Origin of the sequence: Streptomyces corallincola (assembly GCF_019104725.1) — a bacterium.
GTDB classification, from domain to species: Bacteria; Actinomycetota; Actinomycetes; order Streptomycetales; family Streptomycetaceae; genus Streptomyces; species Streptomyces corallincola.
Map to the genome: position 1 here is coordinate 16,278 of NZ_JAHRXF010000053.1, position 24,120 is coordinate 40,397.

The following is a 24,120-nucleotide window of genomic DNA, read 5'->3' on the forward strand; positions in this document are numbered from 1 at the left end:
ACGCCAGCCACCGGGTAAGGCCGGGGGGACCGAGGAGACCGAGGAGACGGTGAGCACGGCCGAGGAGCGGGCCGGGGCTTCGGAGGCGGAGGCGTCGGGAGGCACGCTGCCGGAAGCAGGGGTGCCGGACGCCGAGGCGCCGGAAACCGGGGTGTCGGAGGCCGAGGCGCCGGAAGCCGGGGTTTCGCAGGCGGCGGCCTCCGAAGCGGCCGTTTCCGGGGACGCCGACGGCACCGCTTCTGCGGCCATCGGCTCCCAAACCACCGAAACGGCCGTTTCCGAGGCGCCGTCCACCCTCCGCGCCCGTGGGGCGGCCCGCGCCCGCGTCTGGCGGGACGCCCACCCCCGGGGGGCCCGCGCGCTCTCGCTGACCGTGACCGTGCTCGCGCTGCTCCTGGTCGTCGTGGCGCTGGTGCTGCCGAACACGACGGACAGGATGGGCGTCGCGTCGTATGTGCGGCTGCCCGCCGAGGGGGTCGTCGGGGCGGCGGTCCTGCTCGCGCTGCCGCGCCGCCCGCGCTTCTGGCTGGCCGTCGTCATCGGTGTGGCGATGGGCGGCCTGACCGTGCTGAACCTGCTGGACATGGGGTTCAACGAGTATCTGGGCCGGGGTTTCAACCCCGTACTGGACTGGAGCCTGCTCGGGGACGCGGAGTCGTACCTGGAGGACTCGCTCGGCCGGGCGACGGCGCTGGCCGCCTCGGCTGGGGTGGTGGTGCTGGCACTGCTGCTCTGCGTGCTGCTGGCGCTGTCCGTGGTGCGGCTCGGGGGTGTGCTGGGCCGCCATCAGGGGCGGGCGACGCGCGGCACGCTGGTCGCGTGCGTGGTCTGGATCGCCTGCTCCTCGCTGGGCATCCAGTTCTCGGGGGTGCCGTTCGCCTCCGAGCACGCCACCGCGGCCGTGCGGACGCAGACGGAGCGGGTGCGGGACACCCTGCGGGACGAGGCCACGTTCCGGAAGGTGGCCGGGGTGGACGCCTTCGGCAACACGCCCCCGGCGCAACTGCTGCCCGATCTGCGGGGCAAGGACATGATCTTCACCTTCATCGAGAGCTACGGCCGCAGCGCGATCGAGGACCCGGTCGAGGCACCCGGTGTGGACCGCACGCTGGCGGAGCGCGACTCGGCGCTGAAGAAGGCGGGTTGGCATGCCAGGAGCGGCTGGCTGACCTCCGCGACGTACGGCGCGGGCAGTTGGCTCGGGCACTCGACCACGATGTCCGGACTCTGGGTCAACAGCCAGCAGCGGTACCGGACCGTGATGGCGAGCGATCACCTCAGTCTCACCAAGGCGTTCAAGAAGTCCGGCGGCTGGGACACCGTGGGCGTGATGCCGGGTGTGCAGAAGGGCTGGCCCGAACAGAGCTTCTACGGGCTGGACAAGGTCTACAACGCCTTCCAACTGGGCTACCAGGGACCGAAGTTCAGCTGGTCCACGATGCCCGACCAGTACGCCCTGGAGGAGTACCAGCGCCGGATTCACGGGGTGAAGCGCGACAAGCCGCTGATGTCGGAGATCATCCTGACGTCGAGCCACCAGCCGTGGGCGCCGATCCCGAAGATGGTCGGCTGGGACCAGTTGGGCGACGGCTCGGTCTTCAAGGACATCGAGGCGGCGGGCAGCAAGCCGGAGGACGTCATCGCGGACACCGGCAAGTCCCGCGCGGAGTACGGCAAGTCGATCCAGTACTCGGTGACCGCGCTGACCGAGTGGCTGGAGCGGTACGGCACCAAGGACACGGTGCTGGTGTTCCTCGGTGACCACCAGCCCATCGCGCGGGTCAGCGGCAACCACGCCAACCGGGACGTGCCGATCTCCATCGTCGCCAAGGACCCGAAGGTGCTGGACAAGATCTCCGACTGGGGCTGGTCGGACGGACTGCGGCCCGCGCACGACGCGCCGGTCTGGAAGATGAGCGCCTTCCGGGACCGGTTCATGACGGCGTACGGCTCCACGCCGCATCCCCGTAAGGGATGACCCGTGGCGCCCCCGGGCGTCCCCCTGAGGGGCGCCCGGGGTCGGGATCAGCCGCCGGAGGTGTCCAGTTCCGCGTCCTCACCGACGCCCGCGCAGTCGTAGGGGTCCTTGAGCCAGCCGTCGGGCAGGACCACGCGGTTGTTGCCCGAGGTACGGCCGCGCGGGCCGTCGGCGCCGGTCGGCCATGCCTGGTCGAGGTCCAACTCGTCGAGACCGGAGCGGAGTTCCTCCAGCGAGGACGTGATCGCCAGCCGCTTGCGCATCTCGGAGCCGACCGCGAAGCCCTTGAGGTACCAGGCGACGTGCTTGCGGAAGTCCACGACCCCCTTGGACTCGTCGCCGCACCACTCTCCGAGCAGCGTCGCGTGCCGGACCATGATGTCCGCCACCTCCCGCAGCGAGGGGCGCGCGATGTCCTGCGTACGCCCCTCGAACGCGGCGACCAGGTCCGCGAAGAGCCACGGGCGGCCGAGGCAGCCCCGGCCGACCACGACGCCGTCGCAGCCGGTCTCGCGGACCATGCGCAGCGCGTCCTGGGCGGACCAGATGTCGCCGTTGCCGAGCACCGGGATCTCCGGGACGTGCTCCTTCAGCCGGGCGATGGCGCTCCAGTCGGCGGTGCCGCCGTAGTGCTGGGCGGCGGTGCGGCCGTGCAGGGCGATGGCGGTGACGCCCTCCTCGACGGCGATGCGGCCGGCGTCGAGGTAGGTGATGTGGTCGTCGTCGATGCCGATGCGGGTCTTCATGGTGACCGGCAGGTCGCCCGCGCCGGTGACCGCCTCGCGCAGGATGGCCCGGAGCAGATTCCGCTTGTACGGCAGCGCGGAGCCCCCGCCCCTGCGCGTGACCTTCGGCACGGGGCAGCCGAAGTTCAGGTCGATGTGATCCGCGAGACCTTCCTCCGCGATCATGCGGACGGCCTTGCCGACGGTGGCCGGATCGACGCCGTACAGCTGGATCGAGCGGGGCTTCTCCGTGGCGTCGAACTGGATGAGCTGCATGGTCTTCTCGTTGCGCTCGACCAGCGCCCGCGTGGTGATCATCTCGCTGACGAACAGGCCCTTGCCGCCGCTGAACTCCCGGCACAGCGTGCGGAAGGGCGCGTTGGTGATCCCGGCCATCGGGGCGAGCACGACCGGCGGGGCGACGGTGTGCGGGCCGATGGCGAGGGGCTGGGACATCGCGGTGGACGCGGTCATCGCGGGGCTCCGGGGCGGACGGGACGGCAAGGGGCGGACGTCCATTGTCCCTCACGGCCCGAACGCCCCGGCGCCCCCTCCACGCACCGGGGGCCCGACCTCCGCGCATGATCATGTATGACTCATTAGTTAGGGGCACTATTGATACGGACGTACGATGGACCCATGCCCGAGCCGAGCCACCGCCGACGCATGCTCGTGCTCGCGATCTGCTGCATGAGCCTGCTGATCGTGAGTCTCGACAACACCGTCCTGAACGTCGCCCTCCCCTCCGTCCAGCGCGATCTGCACGCCACCACCTCGGGGCTTCAGTGGACGATCGACGGCTACACGCTGGTGCTGGCCTCGCTGCTGATGCTCTCGGGCTCCACGGCCGACCGAATAGGCCGCAAGAAGGTCTTCATGGCCGGGCTGACCGTGTTCACCGTGGGCTCCGTGCTGTGTTCGCTGGCGCCCAGCCTGGAACTGCTGATCGTCTTCCGGATGCTTCAGGCCGTGGGCGGTTCGATGCTCAACCCCGTCGCCATGTCGATCATCACCAACACCTTCACCGATCCGCGCGAGCGGGCGCGGGCCATCGGGGTGTGGGGCGCGGTGGTCGGCCTCTCGATGGCCGCAGGGCCGCTGGTGGGCGGGGTGCTGGTGGACTCCGTCGGCTGGCGCTCGATCTTCTGGGTCAATCTCCCGGTCGGGCTCGCCGCGCTGCTGCTCACCCTGCGGTTCGTGCCCGAGTCCCGCGCGCCCAAGGCGCGGCGTCCCGACCCGGTCGGGCAGGTGCTGGTCATCGCCCTGTTCGGCTCGCTGACGTACGCGATCATCGAGGCACCGGCCTCGGGAGCCGCCGCCGTCGCCCCCTTCGCCGCCGTCGCGCTGGTGGCCCTGGTGGGCCTGCTCCGGTACGAGCCCCGGCGCGCCGAACCCCTGATCGACCTGCGGTTCTTCCGCTCGGCGCCGTTCACCGGGGCCACCGTGATCGCCATCTGCGCCTTCGCCGCGCTCGGCGGGTTCCTCTTCCTGTCCACGCTGTATCTGCAGAACGTACGAGGTCTCGACGCGCTGCACGCCGGGCTATGGATGCTGCCGATGGCGCTGCCGACCTTCGTCTGCGCCCCGCTGTCCGGGCGGCTGCTCGGGACGCTCGGGCCCCGGGTGCCGCTGCTGATCGCGGGCACCGCGATGACCGCCTCCGGGCTGCTGTTCGCCCTCTTCGAGGCGGAGACCTCCGATGTGACGCTCCTCATCGGGTACGTCCTGTTCGGTGTCGGCTTCGGTTTCGTCAACGCGCCGATCACCAACACGGCGGTGTCGGGCATGCCGCGTGCCCAGGCGGGGGTGGCCGCCGCCGTCGCCTCCACCAGCCGACAGCTCGGCCAGACCCTCGGTGTCGCCGTCGTCGGCGCCCTCCTCGCCTCCGGCATCGGCACCTCCTCCTACGCCTCCGCCTTCGTCCACGCAGCCCGGCCCGGCTGGTCCGTGCTCACCCTCTGCGGATTCGCCGTCCTCGTCCTCGGCCTCCTCACCAGCGGGCGCTGGGCCCGCCGCACGGCGGAGCGTGCGGCTGAGCGGCTGCGGGTGGCGGAGATCCGCGAGGTGAGTGTGGGCGCGGCCGAACGGGGTTGAGTGGCCGGCCCTCGTTCTCGTCCGCGGGCCGCCTGCCGCTGGTCGCGCAGTTCCCCGCGCCCCTGCGGTGGCTGGCCCTCGCCTTCGTCCGCACGTCCGTCGTGGCTCAGCGCGCAGTTCCCCGCGCCCCTGGGGTGGCCGACCTCGGTTCCCGTCCGCACGTCCGTCGTGGCTGGTCGCGCAGTTCCCCGCGCCCCTCAAAGGCGGCTGCGCCGCCTTCTTCGCGGCGCGGGGTCAGTGGGTGGGTGGGGTGGGGTTCAGGCCTCGTAGGAGCAGGTCCAGTACGGCGTTGAACTCGTCCTCGATGCCGGGGCGCTGCCAGTGCAGTGCGTAGTACGGGTCGTGGAAGCGGGCGGTGGCCTGGAAGACGGCGCGGGCGGTGACCGTGGGGTCGGGGGTGCCGGAGGCGGTGCCCGCGTCGATGAGCGAGGCGAGCTGGGCGAGGAGGATCTCGATGTGCTCGCCCACCGGGGTGCCCGTCTCGTCGGTCAGGACCGAGTACGTGGCGAACAGCTCGGGATCGCCGCAGGCCTTGGCGCGTTTCAGGTCGAACAGGGTCTTCAGCCAGGTACGGAGACGCTGCTCGGGGGTGCCGGGGCCGGAGACGATCTCCGCGAGGCGGGTGGCCGTGTGGTCGAGCCAGCGCCGGGTGACCGCTTCGCGGAGCGCGGCCTTCGTGGGGAAGTGGCGGTAGACGGTGCCGTGGCTCACGCCGAGGGCACGGGCGACATCGACCACGGTGGCCTTGGCCGGGCCGTGGCGGCGGAGCACTTCCTCGGTGGCTTCGAGGATGCGCTCGGCGGTCAGGGGCTCGGTGGTCGGTGCCATGTCACAGACGGTACCCGTGGGCGGGTTCAGCGCTCACTGTCGAGGTGTGCCATCTGCGCCGCCGCGTACCGGTCACCGGCCGCCGCGCCCTCGGGCACCGCCTTCTCGATCGCCGCGAGGTCGCCCTCGGTGAGGGTGACGTCCAGCGCGCCCAGCGACTCGGTGAGCCGCTCCCGGCTGCGGGCGCCGATCAGCGGCACGATGTCCGCGCCACGTGCCAGCACCCAGGCGATGGCGACCTGGGCGACACTGGCGCCCTTCTCCTCCGCGACGGCCCGCAGCGCCTCGACCAGCGCGAGGTTGTGCCGGAGGTTGTCCCCCTGGAAACGGGGCGTGTGGGAGCGCAGGTCGTTCGCCGGGAGCTGTCGTTCGGCGCTGAAGTGGCCGGAGATCAGCCCGCGCGACAGGACGCCGTACGCGGTGACGGCGATGCCGAGTTCACGGGTGGTGGGCAGGATCTCGCGCTCGATGCCGCGGGAGATCAGGGAGTACTCGATCTGGAGGTCCGCGATGGGCGCGGTGGCGGCGGCCCGGCGGATCGTCGCGGCGCCGACCTCGCTGAGCCCGATGTGCCGGACGTACCCCTGCTCGACCAGTTCCGCGATCGCGCCGACGGTCTCCTCGATCGGCACGTCCGGGTCGAGACGGGCGATGCGGTAGACGTCGATGTGCTCGACGCCGAGGCGCTGGAGGGAGTACGCGGCGAAGTTCTTCACGGCGGCGGGGCGGCCGTCGTAGCCGAGCCAGCCGCCGTCCGGGCCGCGCAGGGCGCCGAACTTGACGCTGACCAGGGCCTGTTCGCGGGCGGCGGCGGAGGCGGTGCGCAGGGCCTCGCCGACCAGCAGTTCGTTGTGGCCCATCGCGTAGAAGTCGCCGGTGTCCAGCAGGGTGACGCCCGCTTCCAGGGCCGCGTGGATCGTCGCCAGGGACTCGGCGCGGTCCGCCTGGCCGTACATCGCGGACATGCCCATGCAGCCGAGGCCGAGGGCGGAGACCTCGGGGCCGGTGGTGCCGAGGGGACGGGTGCGCATCGTCGTCGTCATACCGGTCACCCTGCCATGACAGATGACAGATTTCAACATCTGTCAGCTGTCATTCAGCACCCCACGGCCCGGCGCACACCTCCGCCCGCCCCGCCCCCTTGACGAAAGGTCTGGACCACAGGCACGCTCCACCACACCGGAATGACATGCCTTCGACACCCACGACCCGTACGCGGCGCCCCACCGGCCCCCCACGGCCGTCGCCGCTTCCCCCACCGGGAGGACCCGCATGCTCCGACGCACCCGCCTGCTCACCGCCGCGCTCGCCGCGGCCCTGCTCGCCCCGCTCGGCCTCGCCGCAGCGCCCAACGCCGTTGCGCTGAATGGCGGTTCGCCCGCCGCCGACACCTGTGCCGTGAAGTCCCGCCCGACGGGCAAGGTGCTCCAGGGGTACTGGGAGAACTGGGACGGCGCCGCCAACGGCGTGCACCCGCCCTACGGTTGGACCTCCATCGACGATCCGGCCATCGCCGCGCACGGCTACAACGTCCTCAACGCGGCCTTCCCCGTGATCCGTTCGGACGGGACGGCGCTGTGGGAGGACGGCATGGACAGCGGGGTGAAGGTGGCGACCCCGGCCGAGATGTGCGCGGCCAAGGCGTCCGGGCAGACCATCCTGATGTCCATCGGCGGTGCCACCGCCGGGATCGACCTGTCCTCGGAGGCGGTCGCGGACCGGTTCGTGGCGACCATCGTGCCGATCCTGAAGGAGTACAACTTCGACGGCATCGACATCGACATCGAGACCGGCCTGAGCGGCAGCGGGAACATCTCCCAACTCTCCGCGTCACAGGCCAACTTGATCCGCATCATCGACGGCGTCCTCGCGCAGATGCCGTCCGGCTTCGGGCTGACGATGGCCCCGGAGACCGCGTACGTCACCGGCGGCAGCGTCACCTACGGCTCGATCTGGGGCGCGTATCTGCCCATCGTGAAGAAGTACGCCGACAACGGGCGCCTGTGGTGGCTGAACATGCAGTACTACAACGGCAGCATGTACGGCTGTTCCGGGGACAGTTACTCCGCCGGGACCGTCGAGGGCTTCACCGCGCAGACCGACTGCCTGAACAACGGGCTGACCGTGCAGGGCACGACCGTACGGGTGCCGTACGACAAGCAGGTGCCGGGGCTGCCCGCGCAGAGCGGCGCGGGCGGCGGGTACCTGGCGCCGGGCCAGGTCTCCGAGGCGTGGCGGCACTACGGCGGCGCGCTCAAGGGTCTGATGACCTGGTCGCTCAACTGGGACGGCTCGAAGAGCTGGACGTTCGGCGACAACGTCAAGGCGCTGCAAGGGCGTTGAGCCCCGACAGCACGCGTCCGCCCGCCCGCCGGAGTGACCGGCGGGCGGGCGGACGGGCGGGGAACCGAGGTCAGCAGCCGATGAGGCGGGCGGCCAGGTAGCCCTCGATCTGGTCCAGCGAGACGCGCTCCTGCTTCATGGTGTCGCGCTCGCGGACGGTGACCGCGTTGTCGTCCAGGGTGTCGAAGTCCACCGTCACGCAGTACGGCGTGCCGATCTCGTCCTGGCGGCGGTAGCGGCGGCCGATGGCACCGGCGTCGTCGAACTCGATGTTCCAGTGCCGGCGCAGCGCCTGGGCGAGCCCCTTGGCCTTCGGGGACAGCTCGGGGTTGCGGGACAGCGGGAGCACCGCGGCCTTCACCGGGGCGAGGCGGTGGTCGAGGCGCAGCACGGTGCGCTTCTCCAGCTTGCCCTTGGCGTTGGGGGCCTCGTCCTCGACGTAGGCGTCGAGCAGGAACGCCAGCATCGTGCGGCCGACACCGGCGGCGGGCTCGATGACGTACGGAGTCCAGCGCTCGCCGGCCTCCTGGTCGTAGTAGGCGAGGTCCTGGCCGGACGCCTTGGAGTGCGCGGTGAGGTCGTAGTCGGTGCGGTTGGCGACGCCCTCCAGCTCACCCCACTCGCTGCCGCCGAACTGGAAGCGGTACTCGATGTCGGCGGTGCGCTTGGAGTAGTGGGAGAGCTTCTCCTTCGGGTGCTCGTACCACCGCATGTTCTCCTCGCGCATGCCGAGGCCGGTGTACCAGTTCCAGCGCTGCTGCATCCAGTAGTCCTGCCAGCCCTCGTCCTCACCGGGCTTGACGAAGAACTCCATCTCCATCTGCTCGAACTCACGGGTCCGGAAGATGAAGTTGCCCGGCGTGATCTCGTTGCGGAAGGACTTGCCCATCTGCGCGATGCCGAACGGCGGCTTGCGGCGCGAAGAGGTCTGCACCTGGGCGAAGTTGGTGAAGATGCCCTGGGCGGTCTCGGGGCGCAGGTAGGCGACCGAGCCGGTGTCCTGAGTGGGGCCGAGGTGGGTGGAGAGCAGGCCGGAGAACTGCTTGGGCTCGGTGAACTGGCCCTTGTTGCCGCAGTTGGGGCAGTTGACGTCCGCGAGGCCGTTCGCCGGGGCGTGGCCCTTCTTCTCCTCGTAGTGCTCTTCGAGGTGGTCGGCACGGAACCGCTTGTGGCAGGCGGTGCATTCGGTCAGCGGGTCGCTGAACGTGGCGACGTGGCCGGAGGCCACCCAGACCTCGGGGGCCAGGATCACGGACGAGTCGAGACCGACCACGTCCTCGCGCGACGTCACCATGTAACGCCACCACTGGCGCTTGATGTTCTCCTTCAGCTCGACACCCAGGGGTCCGTAGTCCCAGGCGGCACGCTGTCCGCCGTAGATCTCACTGCAGGGGAAAACGAAGCCACGGCGCTTGCTCAGGCTGACGATGGTGTCGATCTTGTCGGCGGCCACGGTGCTCTCTTCATTACGACGACGGGCGTTGAAGCGAGATGCTTCCAGCGAATGCTTCAGGTTACCGGCGCGGCCTCCCCCTCGGCCAAATCGGCCCCTGGTAAGCGGCCCCTCGGAGGGCTTGTTGACAACCGTTTCCATCTTTGTTGAAAATGAGTGTCATGACAGCACGACGACGTCTCATATCCGTGTCCGCGATCACCGCCGCCACCGCGCTCGGCCTGACGACCCTCTCCGCCTGCTCCTCCGACACGGCCGCGGCGGGCACGCCCGGGAAGTTCGACGTCGTCGCGTCCTTCTATCCGATGACCTTCCTCGCCGAGCGCATCGGCGGCGACCACGTCCACGTCACCTCGCTGACCGCGCCCGGCCAGGAACCGCACGACCTGGAGATCAGCCCGAAGCAGATCGCGCTGATCCAGAAGTCCGACGCGGTCCTCTACCTCAAGAACGTGCAGCCCTCGGTGGACGAGGCGGTCGCCCAGTCCCCGGTGAAGACCAAGATCGACGCGGCCTCCCTCACGACGACGGAGGAGCACGGCAACGAGGTCGGCGGGCACGCCGCCGCGCACGACACCCACTCCGCCGCCGAGTCCGCCGGGATCGACCCGCACATCTGGCTCGACCCGGTCCGCTACGCCCAGGTCGCCGAGGGCGTCGGCAAGGCCTTCGAGAAGGCGGACCCCTCACACGCGGCCGACTACCGGAAGAACACCGCCGTGCTGGTGAAGCAGTTGGACGCGCTGAACGTGCGGTTTCGCGACGGGCTCGCGCACACCCGCACCAAGGTCTTCATCACCACGCACGCCGCCTTCGGCTACCTCGCCGAGCGCTACGGCCTCACCGAGGAGGCCATCACCGGGCTCGACCCCGACTCCGAGCCCAGCGCGGTGCGCGTGAAGGACCTGGAGAACATCGCCAAGGCCGACGGCGTCTCCACCGTCTTCTACGAGACCCTCGTCAGCGACAGGACCGCCAGGACCATCGCGGCCGACGGACATCTGCGCACCGACGTGCTCGACCCCATCGAGGGCATCACCGCCAAGTCGCGCGGCACGGACTACTTCTCCGTGCAGGACGCCAACCTCAAGGCGCTCCAGAAGGCGCTGAACGCCAAGTGACCTCCAGGGAGGGCCGGATGACCGCGGAGACCGTGGTGGAGCTGCGCGGGGTTCGCGCGGAACTGGGCGCGCGGCCGGTGCTGCGCGGCATCGACCTCGCCGTGCGCCGGGGCGAGGTGGTCGCGCTGCTCGGCGCCAACGGCTCCGGCAAGTCCACGGCCGTGCGCACCGTCATCGGGCAGGTCCCGGCGGTCGCGGGCGCCGTCGAGCTGTTCGGCACCCCGCTGCGCGCCCTCCGGGACTGGGCGCGGCTGGGGTACGTACCGCAGCGCACCACGGCGGCGGGCGGGGTGCCCGCCACGGTGACCGAGATCGTCTCCTCGGGGCGGCTGGCCCGGACCCGCTTCGGCCGGTTCGGACGGGCCGACCGGGACGCCGTACGCCGCGCCCTGGACCTCGTCGGGATGGGCGACCGGGCGCACGACCCGGTGACCGCGCTCTCCGGGGGCCAGCACCAGCGGGTGCTGATCGCCCGCGCGCTCGCCGTGGAACCCGAACTCCTGATCATGGACGAGCCGATGGCGGGCGTGGACCTCGCCAGCCAGGAGATCCTCGCCACGACCCTGCGCACCCAGGTCGCCGCCGGGACCACCGTGCTGCTCGTGCTGCACGAACTCGGGCCACTGGAACCGCTGATCGACCGGGCGGTGGTCCTGCGCGACGGCTGCGTCACCCACGACGGCCCGCCGCCGCGGGCTCTCGGCCAGCACGCCCTGCCCGGCCACGACCACGTACACCCGCACGCGCCCGGGGGCGCGGCACCGATCGGGACGGGGCTGCTCGGCTGATGGAATTCCTTGACTACGCCTTCATGCAGCGGGCGTTGGTCTCGGCCGTGCTGGTCGGGATCACCGCGCCCGCGATCGGGATCTACCTCGTGCAGCGCCGCCAGGCCCTGATGGGCGACGGCATCGGGCACGTGGCGATGACCGGCGTCGGCCTCGGCTTCCTGCTGGACGCCTCGCCGGTGTGGATGGCGACGCTGGTCTCCGTGGTCGGCTCGGTCCTGATGGAGCTGATCCGCTGGTACGGCAGGACGCGCGGCGAGATCGCCCTCGCCATGCTGTTCTACGGCGGGATGGCGGGCGGGGTGATGTTCGTGAACCTCGCCCCCGACGGCTCCAACGCCAACCTGACCTCGTACCTGTTCGGCTCGCTGTCCACGGTGTCCGCCTCCGACGTGACCGCGATCTCGGTCCTGGCCGCCTTCGTGATCGTGGTCTCGCTGGGGCTGCGCCGCCAGTTGTTCGCGGTCAGCCAGGACGAGGAGTTCGCGCGGGTCACCGGGGTGCCGGTGCGCGCGCTGAACCTGCTGACCGCCGTGACCGCCGCCGTCACCGTGACCGTGGCGATGCGGGTGGTCGGGCTGATCCTGGTGTCCGCGCTGATGGTGGTCCCGGTGGCCGCCGCCCAGCAGCTCACCCGCAGCTTCGCCACGACCTACGCCGTCGCCGTCGCGCTCGGCATCACCGCCTCCGTCGGCGGCACGGTGACCTCCTTCTACCAGGACATCCCGCCCGGCGCGACGATCGTCCTGCTCACCATCGCCGTCTTCCTCGCGCTGACCGCGCTGGCCGCGCCACTGGCCCGCCGCCGGGCCCGCGCCGCGGCGGCGGCACTGCCCGCCGGGGACCCGGTGGAGTGCGCGATCCCGGCGGCGCGGGCGGCCGGGGGGTAGCGCGGGGCCCCGGCCGGGCACGCGTTTTCCGGCCGTACGGGCCTCCCGGCGGCCGGGCGGGGCCTCGGGGGCCGACTCCGTGGGGCCGGGGCTGGCAGAATGGGCGGGGCCCAGGCATTACGTGAGGAGGCAACCGGTGACCACCGCTGGACCGCCCGTGAAGGGCCGCTCCACCCGGCAGCGCGCCGCCGTGGCGGCGGCTCTCGACGAGGTCGAGGAGTTCCGCAGCGCGCAGGACCTGCACGACATGCTGAAGCACAAGGGCGACTCGGTCGGCCTGACCACGGTCTACCGCACCCTCCAGTCCCTCGCCGACGCCGGTGAGGTGGACGTCCTGCGCACCTCCGACGGCGAGTCCGTCTACCGCCGCTGCTCCAGCGGCGAGCACCACCACCATCTGGTCTGCCGCGTCTGCGGCAAGGCCGTCGAGGTGGAGGGGCCCGCCGTGGAGCACTGGGCCGACGCCGTCGCCGCCGAACACGGCTTCGTCAACGTCGCCCACACCCTGGAGATCTTCGGCACCTGCGCGGACTGCGCCGAGGGGCCCTGACCGTCAGCGCCGGTCCAGGTGCCGACGCAGGATCTCCCGGAGCCGGTCCGCCTCGGCGGAGCCGGTGAGGGCGCGCTTGGGGATCACGGTGAACTCGTCGGGACCGTGGGCGTCCAGCACGAAGACGCGCGCGGACTCCAGATACGCCTTGTAGTCCGTCCAGTCGGTGACCGTGGTCGTCCGGTCGGTGACCACCCGGACGCCGTCGTCCGTGACCGTGATCCGGTACGTGCCCTGTGCCTCGGCCCGCTTCCGGAACCGCGGGGCGAACATCGCGGGCACCAGCGGCACCAGGAGGACGTAGCAGCACACGGCGGCGGAGGGGACCCAGGAGCCCTCGCCGTTCCCGGTGAACCACAGCCAGCCCAGCATCAGGGCGATGGCCAGGGAACAGGGCAGCGTGAACATCGTCACCCTGCCCTGTCGGCCGCGCCAGAACCGTACCGTCAGCGCGGACCTGAAGTCCCCTGTCTCCGGGCGGTAGTTCAGCGTGACCGCGGCCCCTCGCGCGCCCGCCCCGGTCCCCTCACGTGTCAGCGCATCGCGCCCCATCGCACTTCCTCCCCATGTACACGACAGTGCGAAGGAATAGTAGAGGCACGCCCGGTCTCACTCCTCCCCGGTGCGGCCCTCCATCGCCAGCAGTTCCTCGTTGGGGATGGCGCCGCCGAAGCGGCGGTCGCGGGAGGCGAATTCGAGGCAGGCCCGCCAGAGGTCGCGGCGGTCGAAGTCGGGCCAGAGCACGTCCTGGAAGACCATCTCGGCGTAAGCGGACTGCCAGAGAAGGTAGTTGGAGGTGCGCTGTTCGCCGCTGGGCCTCAGGAAGAGGTCCACGTCGGGCATGTCGCCGTAGTAGAGGTACTTCTGGACGGTCTTCTCGGAGATCTTGGACGGGTCGAGGCGGCCCGCCTTCACCTCCTCGGCGATGGCCTGCGCGGCGTCGGCGATCTCGGCACGGCCGCCGTAGTTCATGCAGAAGTACAGGGTGAGGCGGTCGTTGTCCTTGGTCTGCTCCTGGGCGACCTGGAGCTCCTTGGCGACCGACTTCCATAGCTTGGGCATCCGGCCCACCCACCGTACGCGGATGCCGAGTTCGTCGAGCTGGTCACGGGTCTTGCGGATGAAGTCCCGGTTGAAGTTCATCAGGAAGCGCACCTCGTCGGGCGAGCGCTTCCAGTTCTCGGTGGAGAAGGCGTACAGCGAGATGTTGCGCACGCCCAGCTCCAGGCAGCCCTGGAGCACGTCGAGGACCTGCTCGGCGCCGACCTTGTGCCCCTCGGTGCGGGGCAGCCCGCGCTCCTTGGCCCAGCGGCCGTTGCCGTCCATGACGATCGCCACGTGCTCGGGGACCAGCTCGCCCGGCAGCTTCGGGGCACGGGCGCCGGAGGGGTGCGGCTCCGGTGCCCGGTACTCACGGCGGCGGCGACCCAGGATTCCGCGTACGACCATGTGCTTCTCGTCTCCTCGTGGCTACTTCTCGACGTACCTGAGCGAGCGCAGCCCCCGCTCCAGATGCCAGTGCAGGTAGGCGGACACCAGCCCGCTGCCCTCGCGGACGTGGCGCGCCTCGCTCGCGTCCGCGGTCTCCCAGTCTCCCGTAAGCAGCGCGCCGAGCAGCACCAGGGTCTGCGGTGAGGGGACGACGCTGCCGGCCACCCGGCAGTCCCCGCACACGCTGCCGCCCGAGGCGACCGAGAAGAACCGGTTCGGCCCCGGCATCCCGCACTTCGCGCAGTCCCCGAAGCTCGGCGCGTACCCGTTCACGGCGAGCGAGCGGAGCAGGAACGCGTCCAGCACCAGATGCGGGGCGTGCTCACCGCGCGCGAGCGTGCGCAGCCCGCCGACCAGCAGCAGATACTGCTGGACCGCCGGTTCGCCCTCGTGGTCGGTGAACCGCTCGGCGGTCTCCAGCATGGCGGTGCCCGCGGTGTAGCGGGCGTAGTCGCTGACGATGCCGCCGCCGTACGGCGCGATGGTCTCGCTCTGGGTGCACAGCGGCAGCCCGCGCCCGACCAGTTCGCTGCCGCGCGCGAAGAACTGCACGTCCACGTGGGAGAAGGGTTCCAGCCGGGCACCGAACTTGGACTTGGTGCGCCGGACACCCCGGGCCACCGCGCGGACCCGGCCGTGGCCACGGGTGAGCAGGGTGATGATGCGGTCGGCCTCGCCGAGCTTCTGGGTGCGCAGGACGACGCCGTCGTCCCGGAACAGGCTCACCGGGCACTCCCGGCGGCTGCGCGCGGCGCGCCCGGCGGCCGGGCGTACGGCGCGGGGGCGGCCGGTACGGGGGCCTCGGTGCGCGGTGGGGTCATGCCTCCATTCTGCCTGCCGCCCCGCGCGGCGCGGATGCCGGACCTTCCGGCCGCGTCGCACCCGGAACACCGGTATCGCTGTCACCATCCTGTGGAGGGGGGCCGGCCGAACCGCGACCCAGTACGCCAGGAGTCCCGATGACCCTCCCCGCCCCGCTGACCGGCGTCGTCCCGCCCGTCTGCACCCCCCTCACCCCCGAGCGCGAGGTGGACGTGCCCTCGCTGTGCCGCCTCGTGGACCATCTGGTCGAGGCCGGGACGCACGGCCTGTTCGTCCTCGGCTCGACCTCCGAGGCGGCCTTCCTCACCGACCGGCAGCGCCGCCAGGTGGTGGAGGCGGTGAGCGCGCACGTGGCCGGGCAGCTCCCGGTGATCGCGGGCGTCATCGACATGACGACCCCGCGCGTCCTGGACCACGTCCGCTCCGTCACCGGGGCGGGCGCGGAGGCGGTCGTGGTCACCGCGCCGTTCTACGCCCGCACCCACCCCGCCGAGCTGGTGCACCACTTCCGCCGGATCGCCGCCGCGAGCCCGGTCCCGGTGATCGCCTACGACATTCCGTCGGCGGTGCACACCAAACTCCCGGCCGACGTGGTGCTGGGACTGGCGGCGGACGGGGTGCTGGCCGGGCTGAAGGACTCCAGCGGGGACCTCGCCGCCTTCCGGGAGGTGGTCGCGGGGGCCCGCGCGCACGCCGGGTTCGCGGTGCTGACCGGCTCCGAGGTGATCGCGGACGCGGCCCTGGCGCTGGGTGCCGACGGGGTCGTCCCCGGCCTCGGGAACGTGGACCCGCACGGGTACGTCCGGATGTACCGGCTGTGCCGGGCCGGTGACCCGGAGGGCGCACGGGCCGAACAGGAGCGGCTGCGCGCGCTGTTCGGGCTGGTCGGGGTGGGCGACCCGGCGCGGATGGGCGGGAGTTCGTCGGCGCTCGGCGCGTTCAAGGCGGCGCTGCACCTGCGGGGCGTGATCGACTGCCCGATCACGGCGGAGCCGCAGGTGCCGCTGTCGGGGAACGAGGTGGCGCTGGTGGGCAAGTACCTTGCGGCGGCCGGGCTGTTGTAGCCTCGCCGCGCCCTGCGGGCCTGCTGTCAGCCGCCCTTGAGGAGTTCACCGAGGGGCAGCCGCCGGAACTCGATGGTGTCGTACGCCCCGCCGGTGCCCGTCTCGTACAGGCACCCGGCGGTGGCGGGGTCGAGCTGGACGAGGTCGGAGTAGGCGGCGGGCCGCTCGGAGAAGGTGCGCCGCCTCGTGAAGGTCCGGGCCCCGTCGGTGCCGGACCAGACGGCCAGGGCGCGGCGGGCGGTGGGGTCGGACGGGCCGGAGAACAGCAACGGAGCTTTCTCACCCGCCAGTTGGAGGACGCTCGCCTGCACCACGGGGACGTCCTCCAGGCCGGGCTGGGGTGCGAACGGGGCGTCCAGGGTGGCGCCGCCGTCGGAGGAGTAGGCGGCGAGCCGGTTGTCGGGGGCGCTGCCGTTCTGGTCGCGTGAGCTGAAGTAGATCCGCCCGTCGGGGAGTTGGGCAGCGCTGGTCTCGTTGGTGTTGGCGGTGCCGTCGTAGGTGTCGTCGGTGAAGCCGAGGTGCCAGGTGTGACCGCCGTCGTCGCTGTAGAGGGCGTGGGCGCCGTAGTACCTGGCCTCCCGCCCGGTGTCCGGAGACCCCTCGGGCGGGGCGGCGGAGTGGTCGGCGGGCACCACCAGACGCCCGGTGTGCGGGCCGCGGGTGAGCGCCAGCGCGTGTCCGGGACCGGTCGCGTACCAGCGCCAGCCGGGACGCACGGCCTCGGCGGTGATCTCCTCGGGATCGCCGAACCGCCGCCCGTCGTCGTCACTGCGCTGCACGAACACCCGGCGTCCCTGCTCGGGGGTCACCTCCCCGCGCATGATCTGCGCCTCCGTCACCCGGCCGCTGTTGTACGTGGTGACGAGGACGACATCCCCGGTACGGGGGTCCACGACGGGCGCCGGGTTCCCCCGCGTGTCCCCGTCCCCGGCGGCGACGACGCTCGTCTCCCCCCACGAGCACCCGCCGTCCCGCGACCTCCGCACCACGACATCGATGGTGCCCGAGTCCCCCGCCCCGTCCCGCCGTCCCTCCGCGAACGCGAGCAGCGTCCCGCGCGGAGTGCCGAGCACGGCGGGAATCCGGTAACTGGCGTACCCGCCCTCCCCCGCCCGGTAGGGCACGGAGACGGCGCACCCGGCGGTGGCCGCCCGCGCGGGCCCGGCGAGGGCGAGGGGCGCGGCGAGGGCGAGGGGCGCGAGCACGACCCCGGCAAGGACGGTGACACGGTTCGACGGGTTCACCGCCCAGACCTCCCCGCGTCCCCGCGTCCCGTAACGGCGTCCCCGGAACGAGCACCCCACCGAAGGGGCCCCGAGCGGGGGCGGGGGCACGGAGGGAGCGAACCGGGACCGGCCGTGCGGCAGCCCTTCTGGGGACGCGGCGCTCAGGACGGGGTGCGGGCCGCCGCCAGGAGGCGGGTCACGTCCGAGGCGGGGAGGGTGAGGGCGGCGCCGACCGTGGTCAGGGTGTCCTGTTCGGCGGGGGTGTACGGGCCGTCCGCGAGGGCGATCCGCGCCGCGTCCAGGAACAGCGACTCCCGGCCGCCGGGGGCGAGGTGCGGGGCCAGCGGGTCCAGCGCCTCGTGCAGCTCTATGGCCAGCCCCGGTGTGGACGGCCCGTCCACGGCCCGCCCGGTGTCGGCCTCCAGCGCCTCCACCATCGCCGCGAGCTGCTCCTCCGTACAGCTCTCGAACCCGGCGGCGCGCACCGCGACGGCGGCGGCCTCCAGGACCGTACGGGAGGAGGTGCCGCCCGCCGCGAGGACCGCGAGGGCGGCGGTGTGGACGCCGTCGCGGAGCATCGCGGAGAAGCGGCGCGTGGTGGGGTGGTCGAGGACATCGGTGCCGAAGTGCTCGCGGCAGGAGGCGCATTCCACGACGGGCCCGGCCTCGCCGCGCGGCAGCACCGGCACCCCGAGGAGGGTGAGCCGCCGACGCCCGGTCAGGCGCTGGTAGTTGCGGTCGCCGCCGCAGCCGGGGCAGAAGAACTCCCCGTCCCCCACGGGTGTCCAGGCGGTGCGGGTGCACAGGATGCGCGCAGCCCCGGCGGCTCGGCCGTCTCGTCCCCTCACTGGCAGCACGTCGCACCTCCGTAACCTCACGGCAACATCGCCGCGCTGGCGTGATGTTAGCCACATCCGGAGGGCTGAGTCAGTACCCCGTAGGTGACCTTTCCGTGATCAAGGGCGGCCGATGGCCGATATACGACGGGAGCCCGGCCGTCCTCGCGGACGGCCGGGCTCCGGAAAACACCCGGTGGGAGGGGGTCAGCGGGTCGCTCGGTTGACGGCGGAGACGACCGCCTTCAGTGACGCACGCGTCGTGTTCGCGTCGATTCCGATCCCCCACAGAACCTTGCCGTCGATCGCGCATTCGATGTACGAGGCGGCCTGCGCGGAGGCGCCCTCGCTCATCGTGTGCTCCTGGTAGTCCAGCAGCCGTACGTCGATGCCCACGGACTGCAACGCGTCGAAGAACGCGGAGATCGGGCCGTTGCCGGAACCGGTCAGCACGGTGTCCTCGCCGTCCACGGTGGCCTCGACGGTGAGCGTGTCGGTGCCGTCGGTGTCGGTGGTGGACTGCCCGGTGCGGACCTGGATACGGCCCCAGGGGTTCTCGGGGTTGGGCAGGTACTCGTCCCGGAAGCACGCCCAGATCGCGGACCCGGTGATCTCGCCGCCCTCGGCGTCGGTCTTCGCCTGGATGATCTTCGAGAACTCGATCTGCATCCGGCGGGGCAGTTCCAGCTTGTGGTCGTTCTTCAGGACGTACGCCACTCCGCCCTTGCCGGACTGGGAGTTGACGCGGATGACCGCCTCGTAGGAGCGGCCGACGTCCTTGGGGTCGATGGGCAGGTACGGCACCGCCCACTCGATGTCGTCCACGGTGACGTCCCGCGCCGCCGCGTCGGCCTCCATCGCGTCGAAGCCCTTCTTGATGGCGTCCTGGTGGGAGCCGGAGAAGGACGTGTAGACCAGGTCGCCCACGTACGGGTGGCGCGGGTGGACCTCCATCTGGTTGCAGTATTCCCAGACCCGGCGGATCTCGTCGATGTCGGAGAAGTCGATCTGCGGATCGACGCCCTGCGAGAACAGGTTCATGCCCAGGGTGACCAGATCGACGTTGCCGGTCCGCTCACCCTGTCCGAACAGGCAGCCCTCGACGCGGTCCGCGCCCGCCATCACGGCCAGTTCGGCGGCGGCGACGGCGGTGCCCCGGTCGTTGTGCGGGTGCACGGACAGCACGACGTGCTCGCGGCGGGACAGCCGCCGGTGCATCCACTCGAAGCGGTCCGCGTGCGTGGACGGCGTCGAACGCTCCACGGTGGCGGGCAGGTTGAGGATGATCTCGCGGCCGGGACCGGGCTGGTAGATGTCCATCACCGCCTCGCAGACCTCCAGCGCGAAGTCCAGCTCGGTGTCGGTGAAGATCTCCGGGCTGTACTGGTAGCCGAATTCGGTTTCGGGGCCGAGCAGCTTCTCGGCGTACTCCATGACCAGCCGGGTGCCGTCCACGGCGATCTGCCTGATGTCGTCCTTGGAGCCCCGGAACACGACCCGGCGGAACACCGGCGCGGTCGCGTTGTACAGGTGGACGGTGGCCCGGCGGGCGCCCTTCAGGGACTCCACGGTCCGCTCGATCAGGTCCTCGCGGGCCTGCGTCAGCACGGAGATCGTGACGTCCTCCGGGATCGCGCCCTCCTCCTCGATGATCGACCGCACGAAGTCGAAGTCGGTCTGGCCGGAGGCGGGGAAGCCGACCTCGATCTCCTTGTAGCCCATCTTGACCAGCTGGTCGAACATCCGGCGCTTGCGCTCCGGGGACATCGGGTCGATCAGCGACTGGTTGCCGTCGCGCAGGTCGGTGGAGAGCCAGCGGGGGGCGGTGGTGATCCGCCGCTCGGGCCAGGTGCGGTCCGGGATGTCCACCTGGTCGTAGCGGCCGTACTTGTGGATCGGCAGGGAACTGGGCTGCTGGCGGTTGGCCATGATGCGGGGCTCCTCGGTGGTGTCCGTACGGACCGTCGATGCTGTCCTGGGGGACGGCCGACGACACGACACAGCTCCGCGGGGAGGGGGTCGGCCTCGACTACAGGCCCTCACCGCGGCAGCTAAGGAGAAGCAGCCCGAAACGCATGATGTCTCGCATGCTAGCCGAGCGTTCTCGGGGGCGCGGGGGGCGTATCAGCATGCGGGATCGTGGGGGCTGCCTGGACAAAGGGTGACAGAGGGCGAGGGCGCGGAGACCCGTAGGGGCCGTAGGGGGGCTCGGGGGTCTGCGGGGCCGTAGGGGCCGTAGGGGGCGCACGGACCGCAGGGGGCCGGGGGCGGGGGTGCGCGGGGTGGGTGGGCCGTACTAGACAGGCGGGCATGACGGAACGGACGAGCGAGGTGTCGGGCATGCGGATCAGGGTGCGGCGGACGGGCGGCTTCGCCGGTGTCGAGCGGGCCGCCGGGGTGGACACGGCGGGGCGGGCGGACGCGGCGCGGTGGCACGCCCTGGCGGCCGGTGCCCTCGCGGCGGCCGACACCGCTCCCCCTACGGGCGTCCCCGACGGCTTCCACTACACGATCACCGTGGACGACCGGACGGTGTACGCGGCGGACCCGCACGTGGCCGATCCGGTACGGGAGTTGGTGACGCGGCTGCTGAAGGAGGGGGCGTAGGAGAGGCGCGCGGAGGGCGCGGAGGCGCAGGGGCGCGGGTCAGGGGGCCGTCGGGGTCGCCGTACCGTCGGCGGCACCGCCGGGGGCGGCCTCGGGGGTGGGCACGCTGTCGGGGGCGGGGCGCGGGCGGCGGTGGAGGCGGTCGTGCTCGTCCTCCCAGACCTTGAGGAGGACGCCGCTGTCCACGCCGCAGGCCCGTGCGCAGGCACCGGCGAAGCAGCGGGTGGGGAAGCGGGTGCCGCGCAGGATCTCCTCGACCTCGGCGCGGTCGGTGCCGGTGCGCTCGGCGAGCGCGGCGGTGTCGAGGCCCGCGAGCCGCTGTATGCGGCGCAGGACGACACCGAAGTGCGCCCCCGAGGCGGGTGCCGGGCGCGAGGCGACCGGGGTGGGGCGGGGACGGTCCGGGCCGGGACACGGGGTGTGCGGGGTGGGCGGGGCGGATCGTGGGCTGTGCTGCATGGGTGTGGGCTCCCGCGAAGGCAGGGGGTGGGGCGGGCGGAACGGTCGGGCGGTGGGACGGGCGGAACGTGGAGCGGTGGGGACGACCGTAGGCCGGTACGGAGGGTTCCGGTGCCGCTTCGTGAAGGCCGGAAACGGGGTGCGGGCCCGGCGGAACGCCCCCAGGACACCGTCACGGGTCGTTCCGTACCCCTACGGGCACCCCCGGACGCGCCCCCATGCGCTCCCCCTTTCCGCTGGTGGGAGCCCCGGCGCGCGCCCCGTGCGCCGGTGCTTCCGAGGGCGCCGGGCGCCCGGTCCGGGCGGGAAGCGGAGCCCGCACACTCCGGTCCGACTGTGCGAGGAAAGTGTCCGCGCCGTGCGCGCACTTGCACGCGGGGTGGAGCCGGATCGAGACATTGTCGCCCCGGACACGCATACCGGGCGGCGGACCGGTCAGGGAGTAACCGACGCCTCCGCGTGCAATTGCACGCCGGAGCCGAAGAGTTCGAGGAATCCGTCCGCACTGCGGAGATCACGGGAGGACACCCGATGCGGAAACCGGACTGTGCGCGGGACCGAGGAACGGACGACCGGGGCGCGGCGGCCCCCGGCTGGCGGAAGAGTTCGTACAGCAACCCGCAGGGTGCCTGCGTCGAGGTGGCGGAACCGGTCGGCGGGCCGGTGCTGTTCCGCGACTCCAAGCGGCACCGGGGCGGCCCTGCCGTCCCGCTCTCCCGGCGGGCGGCGGCGGCCTTCACGGCGGCGGTACGCCACGGCGAGCTGTGACGAAAGGGGCACCCGGCCACACCGGGTGTGCTGGACAGCGGGTGCCCCACCGGTAAGCATGTGCCGCACGCACACCGTGGACACGTACCTCCCGCCGCACCCCTCCCGCAGGTCACGCGGGGCGGGCGCGGCGGGGGGACGTCCGGACGCCTGGAGGGCGCAGTGGGGGAACAGCCCGCACCCGCAAGGGATTTGAGCGCGGTACCGGAGCGCGGCGACGCGGCCGGTCTGGGCCAGGACAAGGCGCACAGCGCCCGGATGTACGACTACTACCTCGGCGGCAAGACCAACTACGCCGTGGACCGTGAGGCCGCGCAGGCGGTGATCCGGGTGTTCCCGGCCGTCGAGACGGCCGCCCGCGCCAACCGCGCGTACATGCACCGCGCGGTCCGGCACCTCGCGGAGTCGGGCGTACGGCAGTTCGTGGACATCGGCACGGGCATCCCGACCTCGCCCAACCTGCACGAGGTGGTGCAGTCCGTCGCCCCCGAGTGCCGGGTCGTCTACGTGGACAACGACCCCATCGTCCTCGTCTACGCGGACCAGCTGCTCGACGGCACCGCCGAGGGCCGCACCGCGTACGTCCAGGCGGACGCCACCCGGCCCGCCGAGGTGCTGGCCGCCGTGGAGGCGGAGGGCGTGATCGACTTCGACCGGCCGGTGGCCCTCAGTCTGCACGCGCTGCTGCACTTCGTACCGGACGACCTCGCGCCGTACGACCTCGTGCGGGCCTACGTCGAACGGCTGCCGCGCGGCTCCTGTCTGAGCCTGTCGCACTGCACCGGCGATTTCGAGCCGGAGGCGTGGCAGGCGATCACGGACGCCTATGTGCGGCGCGGCACGCCCGCGCAGGTGCGGTCGCGGGCAGAGGTGGAGCGGTTCTTCGCGGGGCTGGAGCTGATCGAGCCCGGTGTGGTGGTGGCCCACCACTGGCGGCCGGACCCGGAGGACGACGGCCCGACCCCGCTGCGGGACGCGCATGTGGCGGTGTACACGGGAGTGGCCCGCAAGGCGTGAACAGGGCCTTGTCCCGGCCCGGTTGAGGTGCTCACCGGTAGTGGGCGCGGGCCAGGTCGCGGATGCGGCGGGCGGTCTGCCGGGGACCGAGGGCGGAGACGAGGAGGGCGTCGAACGCCTTCTTGCGGCGGTCCACGGACTCCTCGTCCTGGATGACGAGCCCGCCCTCGAACCCCTCGGCGTACACGATGGTGGGCAGCACGCGGCCGGAGAAGTCGTACAGGGTGGTCGAGCCCAGCTCCACCGGCTGGTCGTAGCGGCCGAGTTCGGCGAGGCGGAACTGGTAGCGCGGGTTCTGGGCCAGTTCCGCGAGATGGTCCAGCTGGCCGCGCATGATCTCCGGTGAGCCGACCGGGCGGAGCAGGGTCGCCTCGTCGATGACACACATCAGCCGCTTGTCGCCGCCCGCGTCCGCGAACCGCGCCCGGCGCTCCTCGCGCAGCTCCACCAGCGCGTCCAGCCGACGCGCGTCGTCCTCACCCCGGCCGATCAACGCCCGTGCGTAGTCCGGGGTTTGCAGCAGCCCGTAGAGATGCAGCGGCTCGTAGGAGCGGATGCGCTGCGCCATGTCCTCGAAACTCACCGCCGCCTGAAGGGACTTCTGGGCGACCCCGGACCAGGGCTGCCACCAGGTCGGCTGATTGGCCCCTTCGGCAAGCGCCCTCAACTGCCCCTGCTCGTACGGGTCTTCTATCCCGTAGACGGTGAAGAACCGCCCGAGGTCGTCCTCCTTGAACTGGTGCTGCCCGTTCTCGATCCGGCTCACCTTGGACGGCGACGCCCCGAGATGCCGGGCCACCTCCTCCTGTTTGAGGCCCCGCGCGGCCCGTCTGCGCCGCAACGCGTTCCCCAGCACCATCCGGGGCGCCGACGGCGCGGCCTCGTCCTGGAGATACCGCACCCGCCGCCCCGGCTGCCGTCCCTCGCCCTCCCCGGCCGCCACCCGCCGCTGCCCCACACCCACTCCTCACCCACCCCCCCCCCCCCGCCCCCCCCCCTCCCCCCCCCCCCCCCCGCCCGGGCCCCCCCCCCCCCCGGGGAAGCCCGTACCGCCCCCCGG

23 protein-coding genes are annotated in these 24,120 nt (G+C 72.0%); 11 read left to right on the top strand and 12 right to left on the bottom strand.

The window, feature by feature from the left end; translation table 11 throughout:
* The first annotated feature begins 49 nt into the window (after nt 1–49).
* Nucleotides 50–1,978 (top strand): CDP-alcohol phosphatidyltransferase, encoded by a 1,929-nt coding sequence (locus tag KUM39_RS24680; RefSeq protein ID WP_372455811.1) that lies wholly within the window; start codon nt 50–52, stop codon nt 1,976–1,978.
* Nucleotides 1,979–2,025: 47 nt separating this feature from the next.
* On the opposite strand, the gene dusB is transcribed toward KUM39_RS24680, so the two are convergent.
* Nucleotides 2,026–3,159 (bottom strand): tRNA dihydrouridine synthase DusB, encoded by a 1,134-nt coding sequence (gene dusB / locus KUM39_RS24685; protein ID WP_217787993.1) that lies wholly within the window; start codon nt 3,157–3,159, stop codon nt 2,026–2,028.
* Between the two features lie 183 nt (nt 3,160–3,342).
* Here dusB and KUM39_RS24690 point away from each other — a divergent pair, with 183 nt between their 5' ends.
* Complete coding sequence (locus KUM39_RS24690) at nt 3,343–4,797, top strand: MFS transporter (RefSeq protein ID WP_217787972.1); 1,455 nt, start codon at nt 3,343–3,345, stop codon at nt 4,795–4,797.
* A 234-nt stretch (nt 4,798–5,031) separates the two neighbouring features.
* Here the strand turns inward: KUM39_RS24690 and KUM39_RS24695 are convergent, their stop codons facing one another.
* Both KUM39_RS24695 and KUM39_RS24700 read right to left on the bottom strand, forming a co-directional pair.
* A complete protein-coding gene (locus KUM39_RS24695) occupies nt 5,032–5,625 on the bottom strand; it encodes a TetR/AcrR family transcriptional regulator (RefSeq protein ID WP_217787973.1) in 594 nt (197 codons plus the stop codon).
* 26 nt (nt 5,626–5,651) lie between these two features.
* Entirely contained in the window at nt 5,652–6,668 is a 1,017-nt protein-coding gene (locus KUM39_RS24700; RefSeq protein ID WP_217787974.1) for an aldo/keto reductase, read from the bottom strand.
* 229 nt (nt 6,669–6,897) lie between these two features.
* Between KUM39_RS24700 and KUM39_RS24705 the strand changes: the two genes are divergently transcribed.
* Entirely contained in the window at nt 6,898–7,968 is a 1,071-nt protein-coding gene (locus KUM39_RS24705) for a chitinase (RefSeq protein ID WP_217787975.1), read from the top strand.
* Between the two features lie 70 nt (nt 7,969–8,038).
* On the opposite strand, the gene KUM39_RS24710 is transcribed toward KUM39_RS24705, so the two are convergent.
* Nucleotides 8,039–9,421 carry a glycine--tRNA ligase gene (locus KUM39_RS24710; RefSeq protein WP_217787976.1) on the bottom strand — a complete coding sequence of 461 codons (1,383 nt, stop codon included), beginning with the start codon at nt 9,419–9,421 and terminating at the stop codon, nt 8,039–8,041.
* A gap of 161 nt (nt 9,422–9,582) precedes the next feature.
* Between KUM39_RS24710 and KUM39_RS24715 the strand changes: the two genes are divergently transcribed.
* The 4 genes from KUM39_RS24715 (at nt 9,583) to KUM39_RS24730 (ending at nt 12,770) form a co-directional block, all read left to right on the top strand.
* Entirely contained in the window at nt 9,583–10,542 is a 960-nt protein-coding gene (locus tag KUM39_RS24715; RefSeq protein WP_217787977.1) for a metal ABC transporter substrate-binding protein, read from the top strand.
* A gap of 17 nt (nt 10,543–10,559) precedes the next feature.
* Entirely contained in the window at nt 10,560–11,330 is a 771-nt protein-coding gene (locus KUM39_RS24720; RefSeq protein WP_217787978.1) for a metal ABC transporter ATP-binding protein, read from the top strand.
* The gene (locus tag KUM39_RS24725; RefSeq protein ID WP_217787979.1) at nt 11,330–12,220 is read left to right on the top strand and encodes a metal ABC transporter permease; all 891 of its coding nucleotides are present in this window, start codon (nt 11,330–11,332) and stop codon (nt 12,218–12,220) included. The genes KUM39_RS24720 and KUM39_RS24725 overlap by 1 nt, the downstream gene beginning before the upstream one ends.
* A gap of 136 nt (nt 12,221–12,356) precedes the next feature.
* A complete protein-coding gene (locus KUM39_RS24730) occupies nt 12,357–12,770 on the top strand; it encodes a Fur family transcriptional regulator (RefSeq protein ID WP_217787980.1) in 414 nt (137 codons plus the stop codon).
* 3 nt (nt 12,771–12,773) lie between these two features.
* Here the strand turns inward: KUM39_RS24730 and KUM39_RS24735 are convergent, their stop codons facing one another.
* Genes KUM39_RS24735 through recO form a run of 3 tightly spaced genes read right to left on the bottom strand, consistent with a single transcriptional unit; the run spans nt 12,774 to nt 14,987 of the window.
* Complete coding sequence (locus tag KUM39_RS24735; protein ID WP_217787981.1) at nt 12,774–13,322, bottom strand: YcxB family protein; 549 nt, start codon at nt 13,320–13,322, stop codon at nt 12,774–12,776.
* Between the two features lie 57 nt (nt 13,323–13,379).
* Nucleotides 13,380–14,219, bottom strand: a complete 840-nt coding sequence (locus KUM39_RS24740; protein ID WP_217787982.1) for an isoprenyl transferase — start codon at nt 14,217–14,219, stop codon at nt 13,380–13,382.
* A gap of 21 nt (nt 14,220–14,240) precedes the next feature.
* A complete protein-coding gene (gene recO / locus KUM39_RS24745) occupies nt 14,241–14,987 on the bottom strand; it encodes a DNA repair protein RecO (RefSeq protein WP_217787983.1) in 747 nt (248 codons plus the stop codon).
* A gap of 233 nt (nt 14,988–15,220) precedes the next feature.
* On the opposite strand from recO, the gene KUM39_RS24750 reads away from it, so the two are divergent.
* Nucleotides 15,221–16,147 (top strand): dihydrodipicolinate synthase family protein, encoded by a 927-nt coding sequence (locus KUM39_RS24750; RefSeq protein ID WP_217787984.1) that lies wholly within the window; start codon nt 15,221–15,223, stop codon nt 16,145–16,147.
* A gap of 26 nt (nt 16,148–16,173) precedes the next feature.
* On the opposite strand, the gene KUM39_RS24755 is transcribed toward KUM39_RS24750, so the two are convergent.
* The 3 genes from KUM39_RS24755 to leuA all read right to left on the bottom strand — a co-directional run bounded on the left by KUM39_RS24755 (nt 16,174) and on the right by leuA (nt 20,138).
* Nucleotides 16,174–17,391 (bottom strand): sialidase family protein, encoded by a 1,218-nt coding sequence (locus KUM39_RS24755; protein ID WP_217787985.1) that lies wholly within the window; start codon nt 17,389–17,391, stop codon nt 16,174–16,176.
* A 143-nt stretch (nt 17,392–17,534) separates the two neighbouring features.
* Nucleotides 17,535–18,230: a TerB family tellurite resistance protein gene (locus KUM39_RS24760; RefSeq protein WP_217787986.1), complete on the bottom strand. Its 696-nt coding sequence runs from the start codon at nt 18,228–18,230 to the stop codon at nt 17,535–17,537.
* 186 nt (nt 18,231–18,416) lie between these two features.
* Entirely contained in the window at nt 18,417–20,138 is a 1,722-nt protein-coding gene (gene leuA, locus KUM39_RS24765) for a 2-isopropylmalate synthase (RefSeq protein WP_217787987.1), read from the bottom strand.
* A 411-nt stretch (nt 20,139–20,549) separates the two neighbouring features.
* On the opposite strand from leuA, the gene KUM39_RS24770 reads away from it, so the two are divergent.
* Nucleotides 20,550–20,816: a protealysin inhibitor emfourin gene (locus KUM39_RS24770; RefSeq protein ID WP_217787994.1), complete on the top strand. Its 267-nt coding sequence runs from the start codon at nt 20,550–20,552 to the stop codon at nt 20,814–20,816.
* 39 nt (nt 20,817–20,855) lie between these two features.
* On the opposite strand, the gene KUM39_RS24775 is transcribed toward KUM39_RS24770, so the two are convergent.
* A complete protein-coding gene (locus KUM39_RS24775; protein WP_217787988.1) occupies nt 20,856–21,275 on the bottom strand; it encodes a helix-turn-helix domain-containing protein in 420 nt (139 codons plus the stop codon).
* 531 nt (nt 21,276–21,806) lie between these two features.
* Here KUM39_RS24775 and KUM39_RS24780 point away from each other — a divergent pair.
* Complete coding sequence (locus tag KUM39_RS24780) at nt 21,807–22,043, top strand: DUF397 domain-containing protein (protein ID WP_217787989.1); 237 nt, start codon at nt 21,807–21,809, stop codon at nt 22,041–22,043.
* 192 nt (nt 22,044–22,235) lie between these two features.
* Nucleotides 22,236–23,060 carry an SAM-dependent methyltransferase gene (locus tag KUM39_RS24785; protein WP_281425751.1) on the top strand — a complete coding sequence of 275 codons (825 nt, stop codon included), beginning with the start codon at nt 22,236–22,238 and terminating at the stop codon, nt 23,058–23,060.
* 31 nt (nt 23,061–23,091) lie between these two features.
* Here the strand turns inward: KUM39_RS24785 and KUM39_RS24790 are convergent, their stop codons facing one another.
* Nucleotides 23,092–24,018 (bottom strand): helix-turn-helix domain-containing protein, encoded by a 927-nt coding sequence (locus KUM39_RS24790; protein ID WP_308288229.1) that lies wholly within the window; start codon nt 24,016–24,018, stop codon nt 23,092–23,094.
* Nucleotides 24,019–24,120: the final 102 nt, after the last annotated feature.